Here is a 25,538-nt window from a genome sequence, read left to right as displayed (position 1 = left end):
TTTGAAGGTCCGGCACGCTGTCATTCGAGTTACTCGCCGAGCGCGTCGTCGAGGAAGGCCGCAAGCTGCGCCTGGTGGCGCGACATCAGGCCCGTTGCCGTCGAGGCGGCAGCCGCGCGTCCGGCATAGCGGACGCGGCTGTGCTTGGCGTCGATATGGGTCAAGACCCATTCCAGATAGGGCTCGATGAACGACCAGGCGCCCATGTTCTTCGGCTCTTCCTGGCACCAGACCATTTCCGCGTTCTTGAAGCGCGAAAGCATGTTGATCAGCGCCTTGGCCGGGAACGGATAAAGCTGCTCGACGCGCAGCAGGTAGACATCGTCGATACCGCGCTTCTCGCGCTCCTCGAACAGGTCGTAATAGACCTTGCCCGAGCACAGCACGACGCGACGGATCTTGGAATCCTTGACCAGCTTGATCGGCGTGTCCTGCTCGACCGCATCATCCCACAACAGACGATGGAAGGCGGTTTCGCCGGCCATTTCCGAAAGCGTCGAGGTTGCGCGCTTGTGGCGCAGCAGCGACTTCGGCGTCATCAGGATCAGAGGCTTGCGGAAATCACGCTTCAACTGGCGGCGCAAAATGTGGAAATAGTTCGCCGGCGTGGTGCAGTTGGCGACCTGCATGTTGTCTTCCGCGCACATCTGCAGCCAGCGCTCGAGGCGGGCAGACGAGTGTTCCGGCCCCTGCCCCTCATAGCCATGCGGCAGAAGGCAGACGAGACCGGACATGCGCAGCCACTTGCGTTCGCCGGACGAGATGAACTGGTCAAAGATCACCTGCGCGCCGTTGGCGAAGTCGCCGAACTGGGCTTCCCACAGCGTCAACGCATTCGGGCGCGCCAGCGAATAGCCGTATTCGAAGCCGAGCACCGCTTCTTCGGAGAGCATCGAGTTGATGACCTCGTAGCGGCCCTGGCCGGAACGGATATTCTGCAGCGGCAGGTAGCGTTCCTCGGTCTCCTGATCATAGAGAACCGAATGGCGCTGCGAGAAGGTGCCGCGCTCGACATCCTGACCGGACAGGCGGACCTTGAAGCCCTCGTAGCAGAGCGAACCGAAGGCCAGCGCCTCGGCCATGGCCCAGTCGATGCCCTCGCCGGTCTCGATCATCTTGGCGCGGTTATCGAGGAAGCGCTGAACAGTGCGGTGGACGTTGAAGCCTTCCGGCACGTCCGTCAGCTTCTTGCCGATCTCCTTCAAGGTCTTCATCGGCATCGAGGTCTTGCCGCGGCGCAGCTCGTCGGCATTGTCGGCGGCGCGAAGTCCCGACCATTCGCCGTCCAGCCAGTCGGCCTTGTTCGGCTTGTAGGAGGAGCCGGCCTCGAATTCCTGCTCGAGGAAGCTCTTCCAGTCGGCGAGCATGCCCTCGAACTCGTCCTTGGTGATCAGGCCTTCCTTGATCAGACGGTCGGCATAGAGCTTGGTGACCGTCTCGTGACCGCGGATGACCTTGTACATCTTCGGCTGGGTGAATGCGGGCTCATCGCCCTCATTATGGCCGAAGCGACGGTAGCAGAACATGTCGATGACGACGGGCTTGTGGAACTTCATCCGGAATTCGGTCGCAACCTTGGCCGCATAGACCACGGCTTCCGGATCATCGCCGTTCACGTGGAAGATCGGCGCCTCGATCATCTTCGCCACATCTGAGGGATAGGGCGACGAGCGCGAGAAGGCCGGATTGGTGGTGAAGCCGATCTGGTTGTTGACGATGAAGTGCACCGTGCCGGCAACGCGGTGGCCGCGCAGGCCGGAAAGGCCGAGAATTTCGGCAACCACGCCCTGGCCGGCAAAGGCGGCATCGCCGTGCAGCAAGAGCGGCATGACCTTGGAGCGCTCGGAAAGCGGCACGATCTCGCCCTCGCGACGCGTGGCGATGATGTCCTGCTTGGCGCGCGCCTTGCCCATGACGACAGGGTCGACGATTTCCAGATGCGACGGGTTCGCCGTCAGAGACAGGTGAACATTGTTGCCGTCGAACTCGCGGTCGGAGGACGCGCCCAGGTGATACTTCACGTCGCCCGAGCCTTCGACATCGTCAGGCTTGAACGAGCCACCCTTGAATTCGTGGAAGATGGCGCGGTGGGTCTTGGCCATCACCTGGGAAAGGACGTTGAGGCGGCCGCGGTGCGGCATACCGAGCACGATTTCCTTCAGGCCCAGCGAGCCGCCGCGCTTGATGATCTGTTCCAGCGCCGGGATCAGCGACTCCGCGCCATCCAGGCCGAAACGCTTGGTGCCTTTGTACTTGGTGTCGAGGAACTTCTCGAAGCCTTCGGCCTCGATCAGCTTCTGCAGGATCGCCTTCTTGCCGTTTTCGGTGAAGGTGATGCTCTTTTCCGGTCCCTCGATGCGCTCCTGGATCCAGGACTTTTCTTCCGGATTGGAGATGTGCATGAACTCGACGCCGAGCGTGGTGCAATAGGTGCGCGTCAGGATGTCGAGCATTTCCGGGATGGTGGCGTATTCCAGGCCCAGAACATTGTCGAGGAAGATGCGGCGGTCGTAATCGGCCTCGGTGAAGCCATAGGCCTTGGGCGACAGCTCGTTGTAATCGTCATCCGCCATGCCGGCGAGGCCGAGCGGATCGAGATGGGCATGAAGGTGGCCGCGCATGCGGAAGGCGCGGATCATCATCAGCGCGCGGACGGAATCGCGGGTGGAGCGCAGCACGTCCTCGTTGGAGACGGTGGTGCCTTCTGCCGCGGCCTTGCCGCGCAGCTTCTTCTCGACCACCTGCTCGACATCGGCCCAGTTACCGTCAAGCGCTGCCGTCAGGTCGTCATTGGGCTTGACCGGCCAGTTGTCCTTTTTCCAGGACGCGCCTTCGGCGGCCTTGCGCACGGCATCCGGGTCATCGCCGAGCGCCTTGAAGAAGTCTCGCCACTCTTCCGAAACCGAGTTCGGGTCTTCTTCATAGGCCGCGTACAGATGCTCGATATAGGTCGCGTTGGCGCCATCGAGGAACGAGGTCAGAAGAAATTGTTCGTTGGCTTCTTGCCTTGACATATGCACCGCGCGGATCGAAATCCGCCTCCCGCTTGAAACGACGAAACCGGCTCTTGGCCGGACCATCCGATGAAACACCGATTATGACGACCGTCAAATGGCCACAAAAACGGTAAAATCGTGACGGCCCATCCGAAAAAAGGCCGTCACGCATCTGTTCTTAGGTGGATCAGCCCTTCAGGACTTCAACCAGCGTCTTGCCGAGACGCGCCGGGGACGGCGACACCTTGATGCCGGCCGATTCCATCGCCTCGATCTTGTCTTCAGCGCCGCCCTTGCCGCCGGAGATCACGGCGCCGGCGTGGCCCATGGTGCGTCCGGGAGGAGCGGTACGACCGGCAATGAAGCCGACCATCGGCTTCTTGCGGCCCTTCTTGGCCTCGTCCTTCAGGAACTGAGCGGCTTCTTCCTCGGCCGAACCGCCGATTTCGCCGATCATGATGATGGATTCGGTGGCATCGTCCGCCAGGAACATTTCCAGCATGTCGATGAACTCGGTGCCCTTGACCGGGTCGCCGCCAATGCCGACAGCCGTAGTCTGGCCGAGGCCTTCATTGGTGGTCTGGAACACGGCTTCATAGGTAAGCGTGCCGGAACGCGACAGAACGCCGACGGAACCCTTCTTGAAAATCGAACCCGGCATGATGCCGATCTTGCATTCTTCCGGCGTCAGAACGCCCGGGCAGTTCGGCCCGATCAGGCGCGACTTCGACTTGTCGAGCTTTGCCTTGACCTTGACCATATCGGCCACCGGAATGCCTTCGGTGATGCAGACGATCAGCGGGATCTCGGCTTCGATCGCTTCCAGGATCGCAGCGCCCGCGCCTGCCGGCGGAACGTAGATCACGGATGCATCGGCGCCAGTCTTTTCCTTGCCTTCGGCGACCGAGGCAAAGATCGGCAGATGCGTGCCGTCAACGCCCGATGACCACTCGGAACCACCCTTCTTCGGATGAATACCGCCAACCATCCGGGTGCCGTAATAGGCAAGCGCCTGCTCGGTGTGGAAGGTGCCGGTCTTGCCGGTGAGGCCCTGAACCAGAACCTTGGTGTCTTTATTGACCAGAATTGACATGGGTACTCAGGCCTCCTTCACGGCCGAAACGATTTTCTGCGCCGCGTCATCGAGATCGTCGGCGGAGATGACGTTCAGACCGCTCTCATCGATGAACTTCTTGCCGAGTTCGACATTGGTGCCTTCGAGACGGACGACCAGCGGAACCTTGAGGCCGACTTCCTTGACAGCCGCGATCACGCCTTCGGCGATGACGTCGCAGCGCATGATGCCGCCGAAGATGTTGACGAGAATGCCTTTCACGGCCGGATCGGCGGTGATGATCTTGAAGGCCGCCGTGACCTTTTCCTTCGAAGCGCCGCCGCCGACGTCGAGGAAGTTGGCCGGTTCTGCGCCATAGAGCTTGATGATGTCCATGGTCGCCATGGCAAGGCCCGCGCCATTGACCATGCAGCCGATATTGCCGTCGAGCGCCACATAGGCGAGGTCATACTTCGAAGCCTCGATTTCCTTGGCGTCCTCTTCCGTCGTGTCGCGCAGCGCGCGAACGTCGTCGTGGCGGAACAGGGCATTGCCGTCGAAGGAGACCTTGGCGTCGAGAACGCGCAGATGGCCGTTTTCCATGACGATCAGCGGGTTGATCTCCAGCAGGCTCATGTCCTTTTCGACAAAGGCCTTGTAGAGAATCGGGAACAGACGCTCGGCGTCCTTGGCGGCCTCGCCCTCAAGCTTCAGCGCCTCGCTGAGCGTCTTGACATTGGAGGCGGTCACGCCGGTGTCGGGATCGATCGCAACGGTGACGATCTTGTCCGGGGTTTCCTCGGCCACCGTCTCGATGTCCATGCCGCCTTCGGTCGAAACGACGAAGGCCACCTGGCCGACGGTCCGGTCGACGAGCAGCGAGCAGTAGAGTTCGCGGTCGATATCGGCGCCGTCCTCGATATAGAGGCGGTTGACCTGCTTGCCGGCAGGGCCGGTCTGCTTGGTCACCAGCGTATTGCCGAGCATCTCGTTGACGAAGGTCTTGACCTCGTCAGCCGACTTGGCAAGGCGCACGCCGCCCTTGGCGTCAGCCGGCAGTTCCTTGAACTTGCCCTTGCCGCGCCCGCCGGCATGGATCTGGCTCTTGACCACGTAAAGCGGACCGGGAAGCTTGCCGACAGCGGCCTCGACCTCATCGGCGCTCAGGATCGCGACGCCATCGGCGACCGGCGCGCCATAGCCCTTCAGCAGAGCCTTGGCCTGGTATTCATGAATATTCATGCGGATATCCGTCCTTTTTGAAGAAAGCGGCTTATTTCAGAGCGGGTGCGATTTCCTTGCAGGCGTCGCAGAGACCCTTGACGGCGTCCACCGACTTGTCGAAGCCCGTCTTGTCTTCGCCCTTGAGCTCGATTTCGACGATGCGCTCGACGCCGCCTTCACCGATGACGATCGGCACGCCGACATACATGCCGTCAACGCCGTACTGGCCGGTGAGATGGGCAGCAGCGGGCATGACGCGCTTCTTGTCCTTCAGGTAGCTCTCGGCCATGGCGATGGCGGAAGCTGCAGGCGCGTAATAGGCCGAGCCGTTCTTCAAGAGCGCAACAATCTCGCCGCCGCCGCCGCGCGTGCGGGTGATGATCGCGTCCAGCTTTTCCTGGGTGGTCCAGCCCATCTTGACCAGATCGGGAAGCGGAATGCCGGCAACGGTCGAATACTGGGCGACCGGAACCATGGTGTCGCCGTGACCGCCGAGAACGAAGGCGGTGACATCTTCAACGGAGACGTTGAATTCTTCGGCGAGGAAGTAGCGGAAACGGGCCGAGTCCAGCACGCCGGCCATACCGACGACCTTTTCGGCCGGAAGACCGGAGAATTTCTGCAGCGCCCAGACCATGGCGTCCAGCGGGTTGGTGATGCAGATGACGAAGGCGTTCGGCGCATACTGCTTGATGCCCGCGCCAACGGCTTCCATCACCTTCAGATTGATGCCGAGAAGGTCGTCGCGGCTCATGCCCGGCTTGCGCGGCACGCCGGCGGTGACGATGCAGACGTCTGCGCCTTCGATGGCCGAATAGTCGGAAGCGCCGGAAAGCTTCGCGTCAAATCCATCAACCGGCGAGGATTCCGCGATATCGAGCGCCTTGCCCTGCGGCAGCCCGTCAGCGATATCGAACAGAACGACATCGCCCAGCTCCTTCAGCCCCGCCAGATGTGCGAGCGTTCCCCCGATCATGCCCGAACCGATCAATGCGATTTTATTGCGCGCCATGAATGTATCCTCTGAAAACTCATTTCTGGACGATGGTCAAAACCGTGCCCATGACGAGGTTGGGATATCGGCAAACGGGGCATTTTTCAACCGGTTTTTATGAAGCCAATATTTTCAATCGGTTATATATGTTTTAATTGACGTTTACGTCAATTAAATAGAGGGCGTCGCCCTTATTTCGCCCATTTTTCCTTGTGCGCTGCAAGATAATCCGTGCTGCGCATCTCGAAAAGGCGCGAGGCGGTGCGCTCGAATTCAAACCCTTCCCGGCCCTTGCGATCAACCAGAAGTTCTTCCGGCATGGCTTCCGCCGAGATCACCGTGCGGATCACACGGTCGTAAAGCGTATCGACAAGAATGATGAAGCGTTTGATTTCATTACGCTGATCGGCGGTGAGCTTCGGCACGTCATCGATGAAGACGGTCGAAAAACGGTCGGTGATCGCCATATAGTCCGCAGCCCCCAGCGGTTTCCTGCACAGGTCGTCAAAGGTGAAGCGGGCAAAGGTGCCGCCTGCGTTTGGCACATGCAGCACGCGCCCGCGCAACGCAATCTCGTCCGGCCCCGTGTCGGCCCCGCGCGTCGCCACATTCCAGGTTTCGTCCATCTTCCGCCGCGTCTCGTCGTCAAGCGGCGTCAGATAGACCGGCCGCCCCTCGAACTTCTCCATGCGGTAATCGGTATCCGAATCGAGTGTCGTTACCGTGACATTCTGCTTCAGGATCTTGATGAAAGGCAGGAACAGGCCGCGATTGAGACCGTCCTTGTAGAGATCATCAGGCGCGACATTGGAGGTGGCGACGAGAATGCAGCCACGCTCGAACAGGGCGGAGAAGAGCCGCGACAGGATCATCGCATCGGCAATATCGGTGACGGTGAACTCATCAAAGCAGAGAAGCCGGTTTTCGCCGATGATCTGATCGGCGACCGGACCGATCGGATCGGCCTCCTTCACCTCGCCCGCCTTCAGCTTGCGCCGGTGCGCGTTGATGCGCTCCTGCACATCGGCCATGAAGGCATGAAAATGGGCGCGCCGCTTGTCGGCAATCGGCGCGGCCTCGAAGAACATGTCCATCAGCATGGTCTTGCCCCGCCCGACGCTGCCGTAAATGTAGAGCCCCTCCACCAGCGGCCCGCCCTTCTGTCGCGAAAGGCCGAAAAGACGCGAAATCAGCCGCCCGCCCTTTTCCGCCGGTTTGACGGACGAGAGCCCTTCCAGAACACGGTCAAGCTCACCGGCGACGGCCAACTGCGCGGGATCGGCCTTGAGCTGGCCCTTTTCGGTCATTGTCTCAAGTCGTCGGGTGACGGTCGTCATTGCGGCCATGAAAAATTCCGGAACAGAGATGAACATGCCGCTGGCAGCGCGGCGAAGAAGCCTGATACGGCTCTATCTGACAAATGCCCAACAAAAAAGGGCCCGCCTTGGCGAGCCCTTGTCATATTGCCGGACCTAGCGGCTCAGGACGACCTGCTGGCCGGAGCTGCTTGTGCCTTCGATGCGATTTTCGGCTGTCTTGTAGAGCCTGGCGATCGCGTAGCCATTGGCATCATTCAGAACAAGCTGATCGCCGTTGATGCCCCAGGACTTCATCGTTGAAAGACCGCCGGTGCAGCCGCGCGTGCCGCCGCGCAAGCCCTCGCCGAGATTGGTCAGCGTCAGGAACATGTCGCACTGGACGCCGCCCTCATTGGCCTTCCAGCTACCTACAAGTCCGGCATTGGAAAGCTGCATGGCGCCTGCAGGCGCTGCGACATTGCCCATGCCGCCATTTCCTGTGGGCGCGCCGGGTGCAGCCGGGAACTGGCCTGTGTTGCCGGCGGTGGCGGTATCGACCTGGGCCTGACCGGTCTGATACGTGCCGGAATTATAGGTGCCCTGCTGCGCGCCACCCGGCGGCGGCAGATTGCTGCTCTGGACCTGGCCCGCGGGCGCAGGCGTCAAAGGCTGCGGCTGGGGCGCCACCGGCTGGGAATAATTATAGCTGGTCCGCTGACAGGCGCTCAGCGCCAGGACCGAGGCAATCGCTGTCGCGATCAGAACCTTTTGAACCATCTATTAAAAACTCCCACTCGTCCTCGGTCACTCATGATTGACAGCAATCATATCGTGCGTTTTCGCAACCCTGCAAGAGGCCAGCCCGAAAAGACCGGCCTCTCGCCGCGTTCACCACGCTCAAACCGCGCGTTCGACCAGCATCTTCTTGATGCCGGCAATGGCCTTGGCCGGGTTCAGGCCCTTCGGACAGGCCTGCGTGCAGTTCATGATGGTGTGGCAGCGATAAAGCCGGAAGGGATCTTCCAGATTGTCGAGACGTTCGCCGGTTGCCTCATCGCGGCTGTCGATCAGCCAGCGATAGGCCTGCAGCAGAACCGCCGGGCCGAGATAGCGGTCGCCGTTCCACCAGTAGGACGGGCAGGAGGTCGAGCAGCAGGCGCAGAGAATGCACTCGTAAAGCCCGTCGAGCTTCACCCGGTCTTCATGGCTCTGTTTCCATTCCTTCGCCGGCGGCGGGGAGACCGTCTGCAGCCAGGGCTCGATCGACCGATGCTGGGCGTAGAAATTGTTGAGGTCCGGCACGAGGTCCTTGACCACCGGCATATGCGGCAGCGGATAGATCTTCACCGCGCCGTTGATCTCGTCCATGCCCTTGGTGCAGGCGAGCGTGTTGGTGCCGTCGATGTTCATCGCGCAGGACCCGCAAATGCCCTCGCGACAGGAGCGGCGCAACGTCAGCGTCGGGTCGATATTGTTCTTGATGTACAAAAGCGCATCAAGAACCATCGGCCCGCAGTCGTCGAGATCGATGAAATAGGTATCGATCGACGGGTTCTCGCCGGTATCCGGGTTCCAGCGATAGATCTTGAACTCGCGAAGATTGGAGCCGCCCTCCGGCTTCGGCCAGGTCTTGCCCTTCTTGATCTTCGAGTTCTTGGGAAGCGTGAATTCAACCATCAGGCTTTGCCTTTTCCTGTTTTCTTCGCCGACGCTCTTTCGACGGCTGGCATCAGATCATTGTTTTCTTCGATACGAAGCATGCGAATGTCCCGAACCGAAGCCGCAAACCACTCAAATCCGTCCGTCAACTCTTGTATCGTCAGAACACAACTTACGGCGTCGACGGTATCATCGCCGAAATAGGTGCTTCCCTGCTGCCAGCCGAAGCCACGTTCAGCAAGAAAACTCCGTATCTCGTAATAGGCATTGTTCCACGACGCACCCGAATACACCTCCTTCAGGCTGTTGGTATCCAGGTCGAAAACGATCGCGTACATGGAACTGCCTTTCGAAGAGTGCGGCACTCGTCTGTTATGTCCGATCACGTTCATGGCAATATCCTTTCACCGCCATGATACCATATCTTCAGGCTGACACGATCAGTAGACACGTGCCTTGGGCGCGATCTTCTTGATGTCGATGCCGTCTGCGATCAGGTCCTGATGAACCGGGCGATAGTCGAGTTTCACCTCGCCGGCCTCGCTGACCCAGGATAGCGTGTGCTTGCGCCAGTTCTCGTCATCACGGCCGGCGAACGGGCCCTCGGCATAGTCCTCGCGGGCATGGGCGCCACGGCTTTCCTTGCGCGCTTCCGCGCCGTAGACCGTGGTGATGGCGCAGGCCATGAGGTTGTGGAGTTCCAGCGTTTCGACAAGGTCCGAGTTCCAGATCATCGAACGGTCGGTGACCTTGACGTCCGGCAGTTCGCCCCAGATTGCCGAAATGCGCTGGCAACCCTGTTCCAGCGTTTCCTGCGTGCGGAACACGGCGGCATCTTCCTGCATGGCGCGCTGCATCTTGTCGCGCAGCACCGCCGTCGGCTTGGAGCCGTCGGCATGGCGGATGCGGTCGAAGCGTTCCATGATCTTGTCGCAGGCAGCCGTGTTCAGCGCCGGGATCGGGCTTTCGCGGTCGATCACCTGACCGGCGCGGATCGCGGCGGCACGGCCGAAGACCACGAGGTCGATCAGCGAGTTGGAGCCGAGACGGTTGGCGCCGTGCACCGAGGCGCAGCCGGCCTCGCCGACGGCCATGAGGCCGGGCGCCACGCGTTCCGGGTTCTCGCTGTCGGCGTTCAGCACCTCGCCCCAGTAGTTGGTCGGGATGCCGCCCATGTTGTAGTGAACCGTCGGCAGAACCGGGATCGGCTCGCGGGTCACGTCGACGCCGGCAAAGATCTTGGCGCTTTCGGAAATGCCCGGCAGACGCTCCGCCAGGATGGCCGGATCAAGATGGTCAAGATGCAGGAAGATATGGTCCCTGTTCTTGCCAACGCCGCGGCCTTCGCGGATTTCCATGGTCATGCAGCGCGAGACCACGTCGCGCGAGGCGAGATCCTTGGCGGACGGCGCGTAGCGCTCCATGAAGCGCTCACCTTCCGAGTTGGTGAGATAGCCGCCCTCGCCGCGCGCGCCCTCGGTAATCAGGCAGCCTGCGCCGTAAATGCCGGTCGGGTGGAACTGCACGAACTCCATGTCCTGCAGCGGCAGGCCGGCGCGTGCGATCATGCCCGCGCCGTCACCGGTGCAGGTATGTGCCGAGGTGGCGGAGAAGTAGGTGCGGCCGTAACCGCCAGTCGCCAGCACCACCATCTTGGCGGAGAAGCGATGGATCGTGCCGTCATCAAGGTTCCAGGCAACGACGCCGGTGCAGACGCCATCATCGCTCATGATCAGGTCGAGCGCGAAGAACTCGATGAAGAATTCGGCATTGTTGCGGAGCGACTGGCCGTAAAGCGTGTGCAGGATGGCATGACCGGTCCGGTCAGCCGCCGCGCAGGTGCGCTGCACCGGCGGCCCGTCGCCGAAATTCTGCATGTGGCCGCCGAAGGGGCGCTGGTAGATCTTGCCCTCTTCGTTACGGGAAAACGGCACGCCGTAATGCTCAAGCTCATAGACGGCCTTCGGCGCTTCCATGACCATATACTGCATGGCGTCGACGTCGCCGAGCCAGTCGGAACCCTTGACCGTGTCATAGAGGTGCCATTGCCAACTATCCGGCGTCATGTTCTGCAGCGAGGCGGCAATGCCGCCCTGGGCGGCAACCGTGTGCGAGCGTGTGGGGAAGACCTTGGTGATGCAGGCGGTCTTGAAGCCCTGTTCGGCCATGCCGAGCGTGGCGCGCAGACCCGCGCCGCCGGCGCCGACGACGACCACGTCATAGGCGTGGTCGACATACTCGTAGGCCTTGCCGTTCTTTTCGGGAGAGGAAGTTGCCATCTGCTCGTTACCCCACAAATGCGATCTTCAGGAGGGCGAAGAGACAGAAGCCGCCCACCAGGACTGTGAAAAAATTGTTCGCCATCAAGGCAGAGAGCTTCATGAGCTCATTGTGAACATAGTCGTCAATGACCTCCTGCATGCCGATGCGCATGTGGATCAGCCCGGCGATCACCATCATGCCCATCAGCACGGAGATGAACGGGTTGGCGAGCGAGCCGACGACGGTCTCGTAGGACGCGCCCAGATGGGCGATGACGAACAGGATGAAGAAGATGAAGAGCGGCACGAGGGCGACAGCCGTCATGCGCTGCATCCAGAAATGTTCGGTGCCCTCCTTGGAGGAGCCGAGGCCGCGAACCTTTTTGAGCGGTGTACGCATATCCATGTGCTTATCCTCCTACCAGGCAATCAGACCGATGATCCACAGCACCACGGTGATGCCGACGGAGAAGACCGGAAGCGCGATCGCCATCTTGGTGGTGAATTCCTTGCCAAGGCCGTGACCGAAGTCCCAGACGAAATGGCGCAGGCCGCCGAGCAGGTGATGCACCAGAGACCACGTGTAGCCGAACATGACCAGAAGGCCGAACCAGGAGCCCAGGAACCAGCTCACACAGTCAAAGGCTTCCTTGCTCATGGCGGCGGAAACCAGCCATGCGGCCAGAAGCACGGTCCCGAAATACAAGGCAATGCCGGTGCCACGGTGGACAACGGACATGATCATGGTCGGAATTAACTTGTAGACTTGAAGATGCGGCGACAGGGGCCGGTTGCTGGTCGGTGTGGCCATCAAAACCTCGCGGGTGTTCAAAAGGCGCATAGCATGATGCGGGCAGCCCGCCGCCGAGGCGCCGGATTATGCCGTTGTTCCACGGTGGTTTAACCATGACAAGGGTCGGCGACAAGCCGATTTGCATCCGCCTGACCGATTTAATCGGTTTGACGAAACAGGGAATCGACAAAGTTGAGGCCCTTATCCGACCGTGTGGGCGGAAAGTCGCACGGCTTTCCGGTCAAGTCCACTTGATTCCTTGAAATTCAATGGCTTAACATGACAATAAAAGTCATGTTTTCCTTTCCGGCAACCCTATCGGAATTGCCAGACCGTCGTCCTCTTCACTCCGCCGTCTTCCAGGACCCGTGTGACCGGAACCTGATATTTTGCCAGCTTCGGCCATCGCGAGACGGGGACAACAGGCGTTACCGGATCGGGCGACGAACAAGCTAATGTGCGCCGATCCCTTCATACGATAATTCAAAATCGATCGGCCGGAAGAGATTAACACCGACAATATATCAATAAAAATAAAGGGATAATAAATATAATTTATTACATTATTTTAAATTTCAATTTTTACTTTATTTTATAATATATAATAGTTACAATTAAATATCAGAGAGTATCAGGGGGAATTCAGCCGATGCCAGAAGGCAAATCTGAGAAACCTATGTTGAGGTCAACGCGAATAGCGCGATCGGCGATCACTTCATTCTGGATTTTATTTTTGTTCGTTTCCCTGGGCTTCATTGCTGTTATTTCGATGACAGCCTTCCAACTTCAGCATCAGATTCGATCGACAACGGTAGAGAATAGAGCGCTCACCATCTGGGAAGTCTCGCGGATCTACGAGAACTGGACCGCGCTAAAGCGGACGCTCGAATCCGATCAGCAACGCCTCCAGAGCGCATTGGAGAAACAGACCATACTTCGAACTGAACTGGGAGAAGCCAGTAATAAGTTAAGTTCGTCCTCCCTGTTGTTCGACAAAAAAGCACATGACATCGTTCAAATTGCAGCTGAATTTGCCGAATTTGAGCAATCCGAAATAAACTGTGAAAAATACAGCTCCGTCACAGAAGAAAATTCGTGCCATAGAATTATCACAAAATACAGTCTAGATTCAATTCTTGGAAATTCCAGCGATAATAATTCAGTTAAAAACGTAGAGGAATACAAAGATCTTAGCGATAAAATTACTTCTTTAGAGGTAGCTTTCAATGAAAAATATAATGCCGTTGAAAGAATCAGTGATGATATCTACAACATCAACAAAAATATTTCAGAATCGTCCGATAAAATGAAATATATTTTATCTTCTGACAACAACGCGATTTCATTTACGATGGGCGATTTCCTCGATGCCAAGCGCTTTCTTCAGGGTATCGAATCCACTTGGTTCGTCCCCGATTTTTCTCTCATGCCACCGGATATGCTCACGCTGTTCCTCGTGATGGCGATGGGCGGGCTTGGCGGCGCAATCCATCTCTCGCAGCTCTACCTCAAGCAGTTGAACGACGGGCCGTCAGCGATCGAAGCCTATGGCGCCCGCTATTTCCTGCTTCGCCCCTTCCTTGGGGCGATTACAGCCATCGCTGTCTTCATCCTGACCAAGGCCGGCGTTCTGGTTATCGCGGCAGGAGACGGTCAGGGCGCAGCGGTAAGCCCCTTCTTCGTTGCATTCCTCGGCATCATTTCCGGCCTTCTGGCCGACCGCGCTCTGCTCATGATTCAAACTGCCGGTCACCGGGTGTTCTCCAATGCGGACGACCAGAAAGTGGATCGATGGGCCTACGGATTGAAGACGGCACTCGAAGCCTTGCCTGGCGAGTTCGAAAAGAACAAAGAAGCGCTGGCCCAGAGCCTGGAGGTTTCCGTCCAGAAGATTGACGACTGGCTCGCGGAGACCGAGGCTGTGCCTGAAGATACCCAGCGTGATATCTCCCTCTTTACGCATCAGTCCAAGGGTCTCCTGTTCCGCGACCTCAAGGCCTGATCCTCAGCGCCTCGGAGCGAAGGCCCAGACCGTCGTCCTCTTCACTTCGCCGTCTTCCAGAACCCGTGTGACCGGGACCTGATATTCCACCAGCTTCGTGAGACGGGGGACCGGGCAATAGGCCCGTCCGGGATCGCCCACCAGAACGGTGACGCCTGCTTTGGCAAGCGCCTCGAACCACGGGACCAGTTCCGCCGCCCAATCAGCGTCATAGAAGACATCGCCGGCCAGAAGCACATCGCAATCAAGCGCTTCGCCCATCAGGTTGTCGCCATCATAGGCAACCTCCACCCCATTCAGTGCCGCATTCAACGCGACGGCAGAGGCGGACCAGTGATCGATATCGGCCGCCAGAACAGAGGTCGCGCCGGCCTTTGCCGCAGCAATCGCAACAAGGCCGGACCCCGTGGCGAAGTCCACGACCCGTTTGCCGGCAACGCATCCGGGATGATCCAGCACATAGCGCGCAAGCCCCTGCCCGCCGGCCCAGGCGAAGGCCCAGAACGGCGGCGGCAGGCCGATTTCCTCAAGCTCCGCCTCTGTCTTCATCCAGAGGTCATGCACCTCGCTTGCCAGCCTCAGCCGGATCTCCGGCACATGCGGCGGCGTCAGGATGTCAGTGTTTTGGAAGATGAAGTTTTCGCGGTCGGTCATGGTGGGTTGCGGCTGGCATGTCACGTCGGTTGGCGAGGGTTCAGACCGCACCTGTCGGCGGGTTGCTTTTCTTCTCGCCCCCGCACCGGGTCAAGTCCGAGGATGACGCAGGTGGCGCGAGAGGGTCAACGGAGACGCCGGCGATCACCGCGGCGGCTCCTCCAGCCCGCCCATACGGCAGACTTCCAGCCATTCATCTTCCTTCACCGGCTGCACCGAAAGCCGCATCGATGTCACCAGCGCCATGTCGGCAAGCTTCGGATTGGCTTTCACATCCTTCAACGTCACCGGCTTCGGCATGTCGGCCACCGCGCGGATGTCGACGCATTCCCAGCGCGGGTCGTCGGTGGTGCTATCGTGATGGGCAAGTGCGCAGACTTCGCAGATGCCGACGACTTCCAGCCCCTCATTGGAGTGGTAGAAGAAGCCCTTGTCGCCGATTTCCATGGCCCGCATGTTGTTGCGGGCCTGGTAGTTGCGCACCCCGTCCCATTCTTCCCCGGCCTCGCCCTTCGCCTTCAGCATCTCCCAGGAAAACTTGAACGGTTCGGATTTGAAAAGCCAGTAGGCCATGAAGCTCAGACCCCCGGATTGTTGTAGAGCCACTTGTAGGGCTTGACATCGACCTTCTCGAACAGGCCGGCCTTGCCATAAGGGTCTTCGGCGGCAATCGCCTCCGCCGAGGCCTGGTCCTTCGCCTCGATCAGCAGCATCGAGCCGCAGGGCTTTTCCTGCTCGTCGAGAAACGGACCGGCGATCTTCAGCGTGCCCTGTTCATTCAGCCCGTCGAGCCATTCCAGATGGCGGGGCCGGTTTTCCATGCGGATATGGATGTGATCGGGCTTGTCCTTGCACAAAACGGCGAAAAGCATCTTCCTATCTCCTCTCGTTTCTCATTCGGTCGTGATCGGCCGGGTCATCAGTTCTTCAAGCGCCTGCGGGATGCCGAGCTTGCCGTCCAGCACGCGGGCGACCGCATTCGAGATCGGCATCTGCACGCCATAGCTGCCGGCAAGTTCGCTGGCGACAGAGGCAGAATAGACCCCTTCCACAAGCGCCGCATTGATGTTGTCGAAATTGCCCTCGGCAAGCGCCACGCCATAGCGGAAATTGCGGGACTGACGCGAAGAGCCGGTCAGCACCAGGTCGCCGAGGCCGGAAAGGCCGCGCACGGTCTCCGCCTCGCCGCCCATGGCGACGGCCAGCCGCGACATTTCGGCAAGACCGCGCGCAATCAGCGCCGCACGGGCCGATTCGCCCAATTCCGCGCCCTCGACAATGCCGCAGGCAATCGCCAGAACGTTTTTCAGCGCCCCGCCGATCTGCACGCCGACGGGATCGCCGGAGGCATAGATGCGGAAGGTCCGGCCGGAAAGGATCGTCGCCGTCTCGCGCGCAAGGGTGCGATCGCGGAAGGCCAGCGCCATGGCGATCGGCTTGCCGCCAGCCAGCTCGATGGCAAAGCCCGGACCGGACAGCGCACCGGCATGGTGATGCGGCAAGGCCTCGTTGAGGACATCCGTGATCAGCCGTCCGCTCGAGCGCTCGATGCCCTTGGCGGCGGAGACGATGACGGCATCCTTGTTCAGATAGGGCGCATAATAAAGCGCGGCAGCCCGCTGCGCCTGCGCGGGAACGGCAAGCACCACGGTATCGGCAACGCCGAGGATCGACGGGTCGATCGTGTAGTTCAGCGCCTCCGGCAGGGTAATGCCCGGCAGCACAGCCTCGTGGCGGCGGCTTTCGCGCATCGCCTCGATCAGCCCGGCATTGCGGCCGAGCAGCGTCACTTCGTCCTCGCCCTCATGGGCAAAGACGGCCGCAAGCGCCGTACCGAAGGCGCCCGAACCGATAACGACAGTCTTTTTCTTCTCACTCATGCTTTCGCACCTTTCCTTCCGCTGCCGATCAGGGCGGTGGCCTTGGCATCAAGCGGCCAGCGCGAGCGCACGGGCACTTCGAACCCATCGGCGGGAAAGCCGGCGGCTTCCCGTTCGAGCCCGGCCCAGGCGATCATCACCGCATTATCCGTGCATAGCCTGAAAGGCGGCGCCACGAAGGCGAAGCCCTGGTTCTCGCACAGGGATGTCAGCACCGCCCTTATGGCGCTGTTGGCGGCAACGCCGCCGGCGACAACCAGCGCCGGGCGATCTTCTGCCGCAAGTCCTTCCGCCCTGAAGCGGGCAAGCGACCGGCCGACGCGATCGCGCAGCGTTTCGGCAACGGCCAACTGGAAGGCCGCGCAGAGATCGGCAACATCCTGCTCGCTGAGCGGCGCAAGGTTCTGCGCCGCCTGCCGGACAGCGGTCTTCAGGCCGGAAAAGGAGAAATCGAGCCGCGCCTCGCCCTTCATCGGGCGCGGCAGGGCAATGCGTTTCGGATCCCCCGCCTTCGCCGCCGCTTCAACCTGCGGGCCGCCGGGGTAACCGAGGCCCAGAAGCTTTGCCGTCTTGTCGAAGGCCTCGCCCAGCGCATCGTCGATGGTCGTTCCCCAGCGCTCGTATTCGCCAACGCCCTTCACCAGAACGATCTGCGTGTGACCGCCGGAAACCAGCAACATCAGGAAAGGAAATTGCACGCCGTTTGTCAGCCGCGCCGTCAGCGCATGGCCTTCGAGGTGATTGACGCCGTAAAAGGGCTTGTTCGCCGCATAGGCCATCGCCTTGCCGCTCATGGCGCCGACGATAAGACCGCCGATCAGCCCCGGCCCTATGGTCGCGGCAATGCCGTCCAGTTCGGAAAGCGAGATCCCGGACTGCTCAAGAGCCTCGGCAATCAGCCGGTCCGTCGCCTCCACATGGGCGCGTGCGGCAATTTCCGGCACCACGCCGCCAAAGGCGGCATGCTCTTCCATCTGGCTCAGCACCACATCGGCGAGGATTTCCCCGCGCCCGTCCGCGTCGCGCGCGACGATGGCGGCGGCGGTTTCATCACAGCTCGATTCAATACCGAGAAAGACAGACTTCTTGTTCATGGGCTCAGACGAACATTTGCGGCGGCGCGCAATCCGGTTTACGAAACACCCGGTAACAACGGTGGACGCAGGATGCAAACGAAACCTTTGAGGATCGGCACGCGCGGCAGCCCGCTGGCGCTCGCCCAGGCCCATGAAGCGCGCGACCGGCTAATGGCCGCCCATGGCCTTTCCGAAGACATGTTCGAGATCGTGGTGCTCTCGACCAAGGGCGACCGGATCACCGACCGGCCGCTCTCGGCGATCGGCGGCAAGGGGCTTTTCACCGAAGAGCTTGAGGCTCAGCTTCTCTCGGGCGAACTCGATTTCGCCGTCCATTCATCGAAGGACATGCCCACCGCCCTGCCGGAGGGTCTCGAACTTTCCACCTTCCTGCCGCGCGCCGACCCGCGCGACGCCTTCATCGGCCGGGACGTGAAAAAACTGGCGGATTTGCCGCAGGGCGCGGTCGTTGGCTCCTCCTCGCTGCGTCGCCAGGCGCTGATTCGCCGCCTGAGGCCGGATATCGAGGTGGTGCTGTTTCGCGGCTCCGTGCAGACGCGACTGCAGAAGCTCGCCGACGGCGTGGTCGACGGCACGTTTCTGGCCAATGCCGGCCTCAAGCGCCTCGGCATGGACGATGTGGCGACCGAGGTGCTGAGCGTGCGCGACTTCCTACCCGCCCCCGCCCAGGGCGCGATCTGCATCGAACAGCGCTCGGGCGACCGACGTATCGGCGACCTGCTCGCGCCGGTCAATGACGAGGATACGGAAATCGCGGTGTCCTGCGAGCGCGCCTTTCTCGCCGCCCTCGACGGCTCCTGCCGCACGCCGATCGCGGCCTATGCCCGCTGTTTCAACGAACGCATCTCCTTTTCCGGCATGATCCTGACTCCGGACGGCGCGACAGCCCACGACATCGTCACCGACGGCATGCGCGGGGAAGCGCAGAAGATCGGACATTGGGCCGGCGAGCAGCTGAAGAGACGCGCGGGGCCGGGCTTTTTCGAAGACTGGACCTGAGCCATGCGCGTTCTGGTGACCCGACCGGTAGAGAAGGCGGAAGGCACCTGCGCACGCCTCGTCGCCATGGGGCACCAGGCTTTTTCCCTGCCGCTCTTCCGACCGGTGCATTTTGACGATGTTGTGAAAGCAGCCCTTGCGGCGAGACACTGGCGGGCGCTTGCCGTCACCAGCGCCGAGGCGCTTGAAAACGTTGAAGCGAGCCGCGATGCGCCCGGCTTCAGGGACCTGCCGGTTTTCGCCGTCGGCAGAAAAACCGCCGAAGCCGCCCGCGCCGCGGGCTTTGCCCAGGTCATCGATGGCGGCGGCGACGGGGAACGTCTGGCCGAGACCATCGCGGCCTTCCCGTCCGCAGGCGATGGCCCGCTGCTTTACCTTGCCGGAGACCCGCGCGCGCCTGTCTTCGAGGAAACGCTGCGCCGGCTCGGTCTGACTTTCGAGACCGTGACGGCCTATGCGATGCAGCCCGTCACCGACCTGCCGGTGGAAACCGTTCTGGACGAGGCAAAGCCTGAAGCGGTGCTGTTTTACTCGGCTGCGGCGGCTGCGCGGTTTTTCACGCTGGCGCCTCCGCAATTGCTGACAGACCATGGACTGACCCCACTCTTCCTTTGCCTTAGCGCCAAGGTGGCGGCGGTTGTTCCGCCCTCCCTTTCCGCTTCCGCCAGAATTGCCGCCGCGCCCGACGAGGACAACCTGCTTTCACTCCTCAATTGACGGCGTTTTGCCGCGTTCGACCTTTTGCCGGGAACAACAAACCCACAAAGACCTTTTCTAAACAGCGCGCGCCATCTAACTTAGCGGCAGGAAGCGCAAAAGAGGTACCCATGGTTTCGGACACGCCGTCACAGCCCCCGAAGAACGACAAACGCGACGAGAACGCCGTGACGCCGGCAGAGGAAGCCGGCCGCGAATCCGCAAACCCGCCGGTTGCGCCGGAAGAAAACGACGCCGCTGTGAAAACGGCGATGGCCGACGTCGCAGCCGCGATAAAGCGTCATGAAGAACACGGCGACGAGGAGCCGCCCGCCGAAACGGAACACGAGACGGACGAGACGGCAACCGGCGCAGAGAATGGCGAAATCGCTTCGGATGGCGGCAGCACCCCGCCGCCGCCGAAAAACGACGAACCGCCGGAAGACAGCCGGCGCGGCCCCGGCGCAGGGCCTCTTCTTGCCGCCGGGTTTGCCGGGGGCGTGATCGCCCTTGCCGGAGCCGCCGCGCTTTTCTATTCCGGCATTCTGGCCCAGACCGGCCCTTCGGCAAAGCTGCAGGACGAAATTGCGACGCTCAAACAGGAGGTTGCGGCGCTGAAATCCGGCGACCAGTCGGGCGCTGTCAGCACGCTCCAGTCAGACCTGTCAGCGCTGAAGAACCAGGTCGAAAGCCTTTCCGGAAGCGGCGGCGACAGCCTCTCCGCGCTGCATAGCCAGGTGGCCGAGCTGCAGAAGACGGTTCAGTCGGACGCAAGCCAACTGCAGTCGCTGGCCCAGGAAAACGACAGCCTGAAGAGCGCGATCAGTTCCGACCAGCAGGCCATGCAGCAGAAGCTTGCCGCACTCGAGCAGAAGGTGAACACGCCCGGCAAGGACCTTGCCGTCGCCCGCGCCATCGCTGCGGCCGGACTGAAATCGGCCATCGACAGGGGCGATGATTTCGCGAACGAGCTTTCGACCTATGCCGAGGTCGCGCCGCAGGGCACCGATCTGTCGGCGCTGCAATCGCTGGCGCAAGAGGGCGTACCGACGCGCGAAGCCCTGAGCGAACAGTTCTCCGCGCTCGCCAATGACATCATCGAGGCAGCCGACCAGCCGCCGCCCGACACCGGCATCTTCAACCGCCTTGTCGACAGCGCCAAGGGCCTCGTCAATGTGCGGCCCGTCGGCGATGTCGAAGGCGACAGCGTGCCGGCGATCGTCGCGCGCATCGAGAACAACCTGAAGGACGGCAAGCTCAAACAGGCCGAGAAGGAGTGGCAGTCGCTTCCCGAAGCGGCGAAGACGGTCTCGACGCAGTTCCAGAACGCGCTTTCCGCCCGCATCAAGGCCGACGAACTGGTCTCGGAAACGCTCTCCGGCGCGCTTTCCAGCACCGCCGGCGCACCGGCCACTGGCACCGCGACAGCGCCGGCCAATTAAGGGAGGAACGATATGATCAGGCTGCTTATTTTCGCGCTCGTCGTCCTCGCCTTTGCCCTCGGCTTTTCCTGGTTCGCCGATCGCCCCGGCGAACTGACACTGACCTGGCAGGGACAATTGTTCCAGACGCCGCTGACCACGGCGCTTGCGCTGCTGATCGCGCTGATCTTCGTGGTCATGGTCGTCTGGTGGCTGGTAAGCGCGCTCTGGACTTCGCCCAACAGCGTTCGCCGCTATTTCCGCGCCCGCAAGCGGGACCGCGGCTATCAGGCGATCTCCACCGGGCTGATTGCGGCCGGTTCCGGCAACCTGGTTATGGCGCGCAAGATGAGCACCCGCGCCCATGCGCTGCTCAGCGTCGATCAGGAGCCGCTCATCCATGTTCTGGATGCGCAGGTGGCGCTGATCGAGGGAAATCATGACAAGGCCCGCCGGCTGTTCGAGACCATGGCCGAGGACCCGGAAACGCAGGAACTCGGCCTGCGCGGGCTTTACCTTGAGGCCAAGCGGGTCGGCGCGGAAGAAGCCGCGCAGCAATATGCAGAGCGTGCGGCCGACAAGGCGCCCTATCTGGCCTGGGCCGCGAAGGCGACGCTCGAGGCCCGCACCCGCCAGGGCCGCTGGGATGATGCCATTCGCCTGCTTGACCAGCAGCGTTCCGCCAAGGTGACCGACAAGCAGGATTCCGCCCGCCTGAAGGCAGTGCTGCTGACGGCGCGGGCCGAAAGCAAGCTCGACACCGACGCCAAGGGCGCTGCCGCCGATGCGCTTCAGGCGCTGAAGCTGCGCGATGACTTCCACCCCGCCGCGATCATCGCCGCCAAGGCCTATCTGGCGCAGGGCAATGTGCGGAAATCGGCCGGCGTTCTGGAGATGGTGTGGAAGAAGGAACCGCATCCGCAGACCGGCGCGCTCTACGTTCGCGCGCGCGGCGGCGATACCGCCGTTGACCGGCTGAAGCGGGCTGAAAAGCTTGAGGGACTGAAGCCGAACAACCCGGTCTCGCTAATGGTGGTCGCCCGCGCCGCACTCGATGCGCGCGAGTTTGAAAAGGCCCGCACCAAGGCCGAGGCCGCCGCCCGCATGCAATCGCGCGAAAGCGCCTTCCTGTTGCTGGCCGATATCGAGGAAGCGGAAACCGGCGATCAGGGCCGCGTGCGCCACTGGATGGCGCAGGCGCTACGCGCCGAACGCGACCCGACATGGGTGGCCGACGGCCTGGTTTCGGAATACTGGCGCCCCTTCTCGCCGGCAACCGGCAAGATCGACGCGTTCGAATGGAAAGTGCCCTATGGCGCGATAGAAGGTCCTGTCGAGGAAGGCTCGGCAACCCGGCTCGATGAAGCTCTGAAGAGCCTTCCTCCCGTCGGGGGCGTTAAGGCGGAAGAAGAAAAAAACGCAGATGATGCCCCGATCTTCGATGATGCCGCCGAGGCTGAGGCCGAGGCGATGGCAAGCGACCTGCCCAAAGGCCCGACCGGCGACAAGCCGGAAGCCCCGACGGTGATCGACGCCGCGGCCGCAGCGCCCGCGGCCGTCGCCGAGGCCGCCCACATTGCCGACGCCGAAGCAAGGGACGAGAAACCCGAAGAACCCGAGAAAGAGACGTCGCAGCAAGAGCCGGACGCCCCGGAAACCGAACCCGAGACGACCGAAACGCAGGTCGATGAACCGCCGGAGAAGCCGGAGACAGAGGCCGGCGACCAGACACCGCCGGAGACGGCCGGAGAGCCGCCCCGCCCGGCCGAAGGCGGTGCGGATGAGGAAGACGACACTGACACGAAATCCGGTTACTCGCCCTTCGGAGGACGCACGCCGGATGATCCGGGCATTGACGACAGCGATGACGACGACGCACCGCCGCCGCCGAAAAAACGCAGATTTTTCTGACAGGCCTTCCTGGCAATTGTCATAACCGTAATTTGACCCAGCGGACGCAATTGGCCTATTGGCGGATGAGCGTCCCGACGCCATGTTAACATCATTCCCTCCAGCAAGGCATTCTTCCGCATGTTCGAAAAAATCAGCAGGTTTCTGCAGGACATCACCAATGACGCCGAGGACGCCAGTGCGCGGCCGAACGATGCGCGCGTCGCCGTGGTCGCGCTGTGCTACCAGGTGATGGAAGCCGATGGCGTAATCAGCGAGAGCGAGCAGAAACGCCTCAGGGAACTCATGGAAAGCCAGTACGGGCTCCATGGCGCAGGGCTTGACGACCTCATTTCGGCCGGTGAAGAAGCTGGCAGCGAGGCCGTGGATTTCTACCGCTTTACCTCCGATGTGAAGCGGCATCTTGACGAGGACCAGCGCATCCGCCTGATCGGCCTGCTCTGGGACATCGCCTATGCCGACGGCAGCCGCAGCGAAATGGAAGACAATGTGGTCTGGCGGATCGCCGAACTGATCGGCGTTTCCGGCCGTGACCGCGTGCTGGAGCGGCAGGCGGCCCTGAAGCGGGCCGAGATCGCGGACGAGAAAGACACCGAAAACGATGAGTGACAGAAAGAAACCGGTCCTGATCATCCTGCATCAGGAACGTTCGACGCCCGGCCGGGTCGGCCAGCTTCTCATGCAGAAGCACTTTCCCCTCGACATTCGCCGCCCTGCCCTGGGCGATGGACTGCCGGAAACGCTTGAAAACCATTCCGGCGCCGTCGTCTTCGGCGGCCCCATGAGCGCCAATGACAACGAGGACTATGTCCGCCGCGAGATCAACTGGCTCGACGTGCCGCTGAAGGAGAACCGGCCCTTTCTCGGCATCTGCCTCGGCGCGCAGATGCTGGCCCGTCAGCTCGGCGCGAAGGTCTACGGCAATCATGACGGCTCGGTGGAGATCGGCTGGTATCCGATCGAGGCCACGAATAATGGCCGCATGCTGATGAAGTGGCCGTCCATGGTCTACCAGTTCCACCGCGAGGGTTTCGAACTGCCGCACGGGGCCGAGCTTCTGGCGCGCGGCGACCTCTACCCCAATCAGGCCTATCGCTACGGCAAGAGGGCCTACGGCGTGCAGTTCCACGCCGAGCTGACGCGGATGATGATGCAGAGCTGGGTGGTGCGCGGCGCAAGCCGGTTCACCCTGCCGAAAGCCCAGCCGGGCAGCGCGCATCTGGAAGGCCGGATGCTGCATGACCGCGCGCTGAAAGCCTGGCTCGACAACTTCCTCGACATCGTCTTCGACGAGGCCGGCTGACCGGATCGCCTACCGCCCGACGAGGTGATCGGGCGTTTCCAGACTGTCGACATTGCGCAGCTTGGTGAATTTCGCTGCCCAGATGCCGGCGACAGCCAGCGAGCCGATACCGCCGAAGATGACGGCGGGAACGGCGCCGATCACATGGGCCATGGTGCCCGCCCGGAACTCGCCGAGTTCGTTGGAGGCGCCGACAAAGACCATGTTGACGGCGTTCACCCGGCCGCGCAATTCATCCGGCGTCCACAGCGCGATCAGGGTCTCGCGCACATAGACCGAGATCATGTCCGCCCCGCCCATCACCGCAAGCGCCGCGATCGAGATCCACGGGCTGGCGGAAAGGCCGAAGACGATCGTTGAGATGCCGAACACGGCAACGCCCGCGAACATGTAATAGCCGGCATGATGGCGGATCGGCACGCTGGCCAGAACAAGGGCCACCAGCACGCCGCCGACGCCGGGCGCCGCGCGCAGCAGGCCGAGCCCCCAGGGCCCAAGATCAAGGATATCGCGCGCAAAGACGGGCATCAGCGCCACCGCGCCTCCGAGGAGCACGACGAAAAGGTCGAGCGAGATCGCTCCAAGCACCACTTTTTCCGAGGTGATGAAGCGGAAGCCGGCAAGAATGCTTTCAAAGGAGACAGCGCTGTGCGGTCGTCTGCTGGCAGGCTTCGGCACCATCAGCATCAGCACAGTGGCCCCGGCAAAGAGTGCAAGGGCAGTGGCATAAGCAAGGACCGCGCCGCCGCCGTAGAGCAAACCGCCGGCGACAGGCCCGACAATCGAAGCGATCTGCCAGGAAGATGAATTCCAGGCGATGGCATTGGCGAGGTCCTTTTCCGGCACAAGGTTCGGCGCCAGAGACTGCAGCGCGGGTCCGGAAAAGGCCCTTTCCGTACCGAAGACGGCCAGAAGCGCAAAAACCGGCCAGGGGGAAAAGACGCCAAGGACCGTGATCATCAGCAAGATGGCGGCGCAGGCGGTGGCGACGCCGAAGCAAATGGCTGCGATCATGCGGCGGTTGTAGCGGTCGGCGACCGTGCCGGTCACCAGCGTCAGGAGCAGAGCGGGCAGAAACTGGAATAGCCCGATCAGGCCCAGATAAAAGGCATTGCCTGTCTCGTCATACATCTGCCATCCGACGGCAACGGATACGATCTGGACGGCAAAGGTGCCAAGAAAACGCGAGAAGAAATAGAGGGCGTAGCTTCGGTGTCGAAAAGCGTCGAAGCGCGCGCCGGTCTCAGAGTTTATCATCTGGATCTGGCTTTCCGGATTACGAATGACAGGAACGTA

At 61.4% G+C, this 25,538-nt stretch carries 24 protein-coding genes; 7 read left to right on the top strand and 17 right to left on the bottom strand.

Annotated features, from left to right (window positions below; genetic code table 11):
- Window positions 1–29 precede the first annotated feature (29 nt).
- The 11 genes from GGR30_RS06425 to sdhC form a co-directional block, all read right to left on the bottom strand.
- Entirely contained in the window at window positions 30–3,014 is a 2,985-nt protein-coding gene (locus GGR30_RS06425; protein ID WP_183483728.1) for a 2-oxoglutarate dehydrogenase E1 component, read from the bottom strand.
- A 169-nt stretch (window positions 3,015–3,183) separates the two neighbouring features.
- The gene (sucD, locus tag GGR30_RS06420) at window positions 3,184–4,089 is read right to left on the bottom strand and encodes a succinate--CoA ligase subunit alpha (protein WP_183483727.1); all 906 of its coding nucleotides are present in this window, start codon (window positions 4,087–4,089) and stop codon (window positions 3,184–3,186) included.
- A gap of 6 nt (window positions 4,090–4,095) precedes the next feature.
- Complete coding sequence (gene sucC, locus GGR30_RS06415; protein ID WP_183483726.1) at window positions 4,096–5,292, bottom strand: ADP-forming succinate--CoA ligase subunit beta; 1,197 nt, start codon at window positions 5,290–5,292, stop codon at window positions 4,096–4,098.
- A 31-nt stretch (window positions 5,293–5,323) separates the two neighbouring features.
- The gene (mdh, locus tag GGR30_RS06410; RefSeq protein ID WP_183483725.1) at window positions 5,324–6,286 is read right to left on the bottom strand and encodes a malate dehydrogenase; all 963 of its coding nucleotides are present in this window, start codon (window positions 6,284–6,286) and stop codon (window positions 5,324–5,326) included.
- A gap of 173 nt (window positions 6,287–6,459) precedes the next feature.
- Window positions 6,460–7,614, bottom strand: coding sequence for a cell division protein ZapE (zapE, locus tag GGR30_RS06405; protein ID WP_183483724.1), 1,155 nt, complete (start codon window positions 7,612–7,614; stop codon window positions 6,460–6,462).
- A gap of 126 nt (window positions 7,615–7,740) precedes the next feature.
- Window positions 7,741–8,343, bottom strand: a complete 603-nt coding sequence (locus GGR30_RS06400; protein WP_183483723.1) for an AprI/Inh family metalloprotease inhibitor — start codon at window positions 8,341–8,343, stop codon at window positions 7,741–7,743.
- Window positions 8,344–8,463: 120 nt separating this feature from the next.
- The gene (locus GGR30_RS06395; protein WP_183483721.1) at window positions 8,464–9,243 is read right to left on the bottom strand and encodes a succinate dehydrogenase iron-sulfur subunit; all 780 of its coding nucleotides are present in this window, start codon (window positions 9,241–9,243) and stop codon (window positions 8,464–8,466) included.
- Window positions 9,243–9,617 carry a virulence factor gene (locus tag GGR30_RS06390; RefSeq protein ID WP_246413624.1) on the bottom strand — a complete coding sequence of 125 codons (375 nt, stop codon included), beginning with the start codon at window positions 9,615–9,617 and terminating at the stop codon, window positions 9,243–9,245. The genes GGR30_RS06395 and GGR30_RS06390 overlap by 1 nt, the downstream gene beginning before the upstream one ends.
- A gap of 48 nt (window positions 9,618–9,665) precedes the next feature.
- Window positions 9,666–11,504, bottom strand: a complete 1,839-nt coding sequence (gene sdhA / locus GGR30_RS06385; RefSeq protein ID WP_183483719.1) for a succinate dehydrogenase flavoprotein subunit — start codon at window positions 11,502–11,504, stop codon at window positions 9,666–9,668.
- A 7-nt stretch (window positions 11,505–11,511) separates the two neighbouring features.
- Complete coding sequence (sdhD, locus tag GGR30_RS06380; RefSeq protein ID WP_183483717.1) at window positions 11,512–11,892, bottom strand: succinate dehydrogenase, hydrophobic membrane anchor protein; 381 nt, start codon at window positions 11,890–11,892, stop codon at window positions 11,512–11,514.
- A gap of 12 nt (window positions 11,893–11,904) precedes the next feature.
- A complete protein-coding gene (gene sdhC, locus GGR30_RS06375; protein ID WP_183483714.1) occupies window positions 11,905–12,297 on the bottom strand; it encodes a succinate dehydrogenase, cytochrome b556 subunit in 393 nt (130 codons plus the stop codon).
- Window positions 12,298–12,928: 631 nt separating this feature from the next.
- Between sdhC and GGR30_RS06370 the strand changes: the two genes are divergently transcribed.
- On the top strand, window positions 12,929–14,281 hold the full coding sequence (locus GGR30_RS06370; RefSeq protein ID WP_183483712.1) for a hypothetical protein: 1,353 nt from the start codon (window positions 12,929–12,931) through the stop codon (window positions 14,279–14,281).
- 3 nt (window positions 14,282–14,284) lie between these two features.
- Here the strand turns inward: GGR30_RS06370 and GGR30_RS06365 are convergent, their stop codons facing one another.
- The 5 genes from GGR30_RS06365 to tsaD form a co-directional block, all read right to left on the bottom strand.
- Window positions 14,285–14,935, bottom strand: a complete 651-nt coding sequence (locus GGR30_RS06365; RefSeq protein WP_183483710.1) for a class I SAM-dependent methyltransferase — start codon at window positions 14,933–14,935, stop codon at window positions 14,285–14,287.
- Window positions 14,936–15,079: 144 nt separating this feature from the next.
- Complete coding sequence (locus GGR30_RS06360; RefSeq protein ID WP_183483708.1) at window positions 15,080–15,508, bottom strand: EVE domain-containing protein; 429 nt, start codon at window positions 15,506–15,508, stop codon at window positions 15,080–15,082.
- A 5-nt stretch (window positions 15,509–15,513) separates the two neighbouring features.
- A complete protein-coding gene (locus GGR30_RS06355; protein WP_183483706.1) occupies window positions 15,514–15,807 on the bottom strand; it encodes a YciI-like protein in 294 nt (97 codons plus the stop codon).
- 21 nt (window positions 15,808–15,828) lie between these two features.
- Window positions 15,829–16,815 carry an NAD(P)H-dependent glycerol-3-phosphate dehydrogenase gene (locus GGR30_RS06350; protein ID WP_183483704.1) on the bottom strand — a complete coding sequence of 329 codons (987 nt, stop codon included), beginning with the start codon at window positions 16,813–16,815 and terminating at the stop codon, window positions 15,829–15,831.
- Window positions 16,812–17,909 carry a tRNA (adenosine(37)-N6)-threonylcarbamoyltransferase complex transferase subunit TsaD gene (tsaD, locus tag GGR30_RS06345; protein ID WP_183483702.1) on the bottom strand — a complete coding sequence of 366 codons (1,098 nt, stop codon included), beginning with the start codon at window positions 17,907–17,909 and terminating at the stop codon, window positions 16,812–16,814. The genes GGR30_RS06350 and tsaD overlap by 4 nt, the downstream gene beginning before the upstream one ends.
- A gap of 72 nt (window positions 17,910–17,981) precedes the next feature.
- Here tsaD and hemC point away from each other — a divergent pair, with 72 nt between their 5' ends.
- The 6 genes from hemC to GGR30_RS06315 all read left to right on the top strand — a co-directional run bounded on the left by hemC (window position 17,982) and on the right by GGR30_RS06315 (window position 24,242).
- Window positions 17,982–18,911 (top strand): hydroxymethylbilane synthase, encoded by a 930-nt coding sequence (hemC, locus tag GGR30_RS06340; protein ID WP_183483699.1) that lies wholly within the window; start codon window positions 17,982–17,984, stop codon window positions 18,909–18,911.
- A 3-nt stretch (window positions 18,912–18,914) separates the two neighbouring features.
- On the top strand, window positions 18,915–19,628 hold the full coding sequence (locus GGR30_RS06335) for a uroporphyrinogen-III synthase (RefSeq protein ID WP_183483697.1): 714 nt from the start codon (window positions 18,915–18,917) through the stop codon (window positions 19,626–19,628).
- Window positions 19,629–19,738: 110 nt separating this feature from the next.
- Complete coding sequence (locus tag GGR30_RS06330) at window positions 19,739–21,049, top strand: COG4223 family protein (RefSeq protein WP_183483695.1); 1,311 nt, start codon at window positions 19,739–19,741, stop codon at window positions 21,047–21,049.
- Window positions 21,050–21,061: 12 nt separating this feature from the next.
- Window positions 21,062–22,939 carry a heme biosynthesis protein HemY gene (locus GGR30_RS06325; RefSeq protein ID WP_183483693.1) on the top strand — a complete coding sequence of 626 codons (1,878 nt, stop codon included), beginning with the start codon at window positions 21,062–21,064 and terminating at the stop codon, window positions 22,937–22,939.
- 120 nt (window positions 22,940–23,059) lie between these two features.
- The gene (locus GGR30_RS06320) at window positions 23,060–23,548 is read left to right on the top strand and encodes a tellurite resistance TerB family protein (RefSeq protein ID WP_183483691.1); all 489 of its coding nucleotides are present in this window, start codon (window positions 23,060–23,062) and stop codon (window positions 23,546–23,548) included.
- A complete protein-coding gene (locus tag GGR30_RS06315) occupies window positions 23,541–24,242 on the top strand; it encodes a glutamine amidotransferase (protein ID WP_183483689.1) in 702 nt (233 codons plus the stop codon). Before GGR30_RS06320 ends, GGR30_RS06315 begins: the two co-directional genes overlap by 8 nt.
- Before the next feature lie 9 nt (window positions 24,243–24,251).
- On the opposite strand, the gene GGR30_RS06310 is transcribed toward GGR30_RS06315, so the two are convergent.
- Window positions 24,252–25,499: an MFS transporter gene (locus GGR30_RS06310; RefSeq protein WP_183483688.1), complete on the bottom strand. Its 1,248-nt coding sequence runs from the start codon at window positions 25,497–25,499 to the stop codon at window positions 24,252–24,254.
- Window positions 25,500–25,538: the final 39 nt, after the last annotated feature.

The sequence above is a fragment of the Martelella radicis genome, from assembly GCF_014196625.1.
Classification (GTDB): domain Bacteria; phylum Pseudomonadota; class Alphaproteobacteria; order Rhizobiales; family Rhizobiaceae; genus Martelella; species Martelella radicis.
The sequence above is the reverse complement of the archived record's forward strand: the minus strand, read 5'-3'. Positions and strand labels throughout refer to the sequence as shown.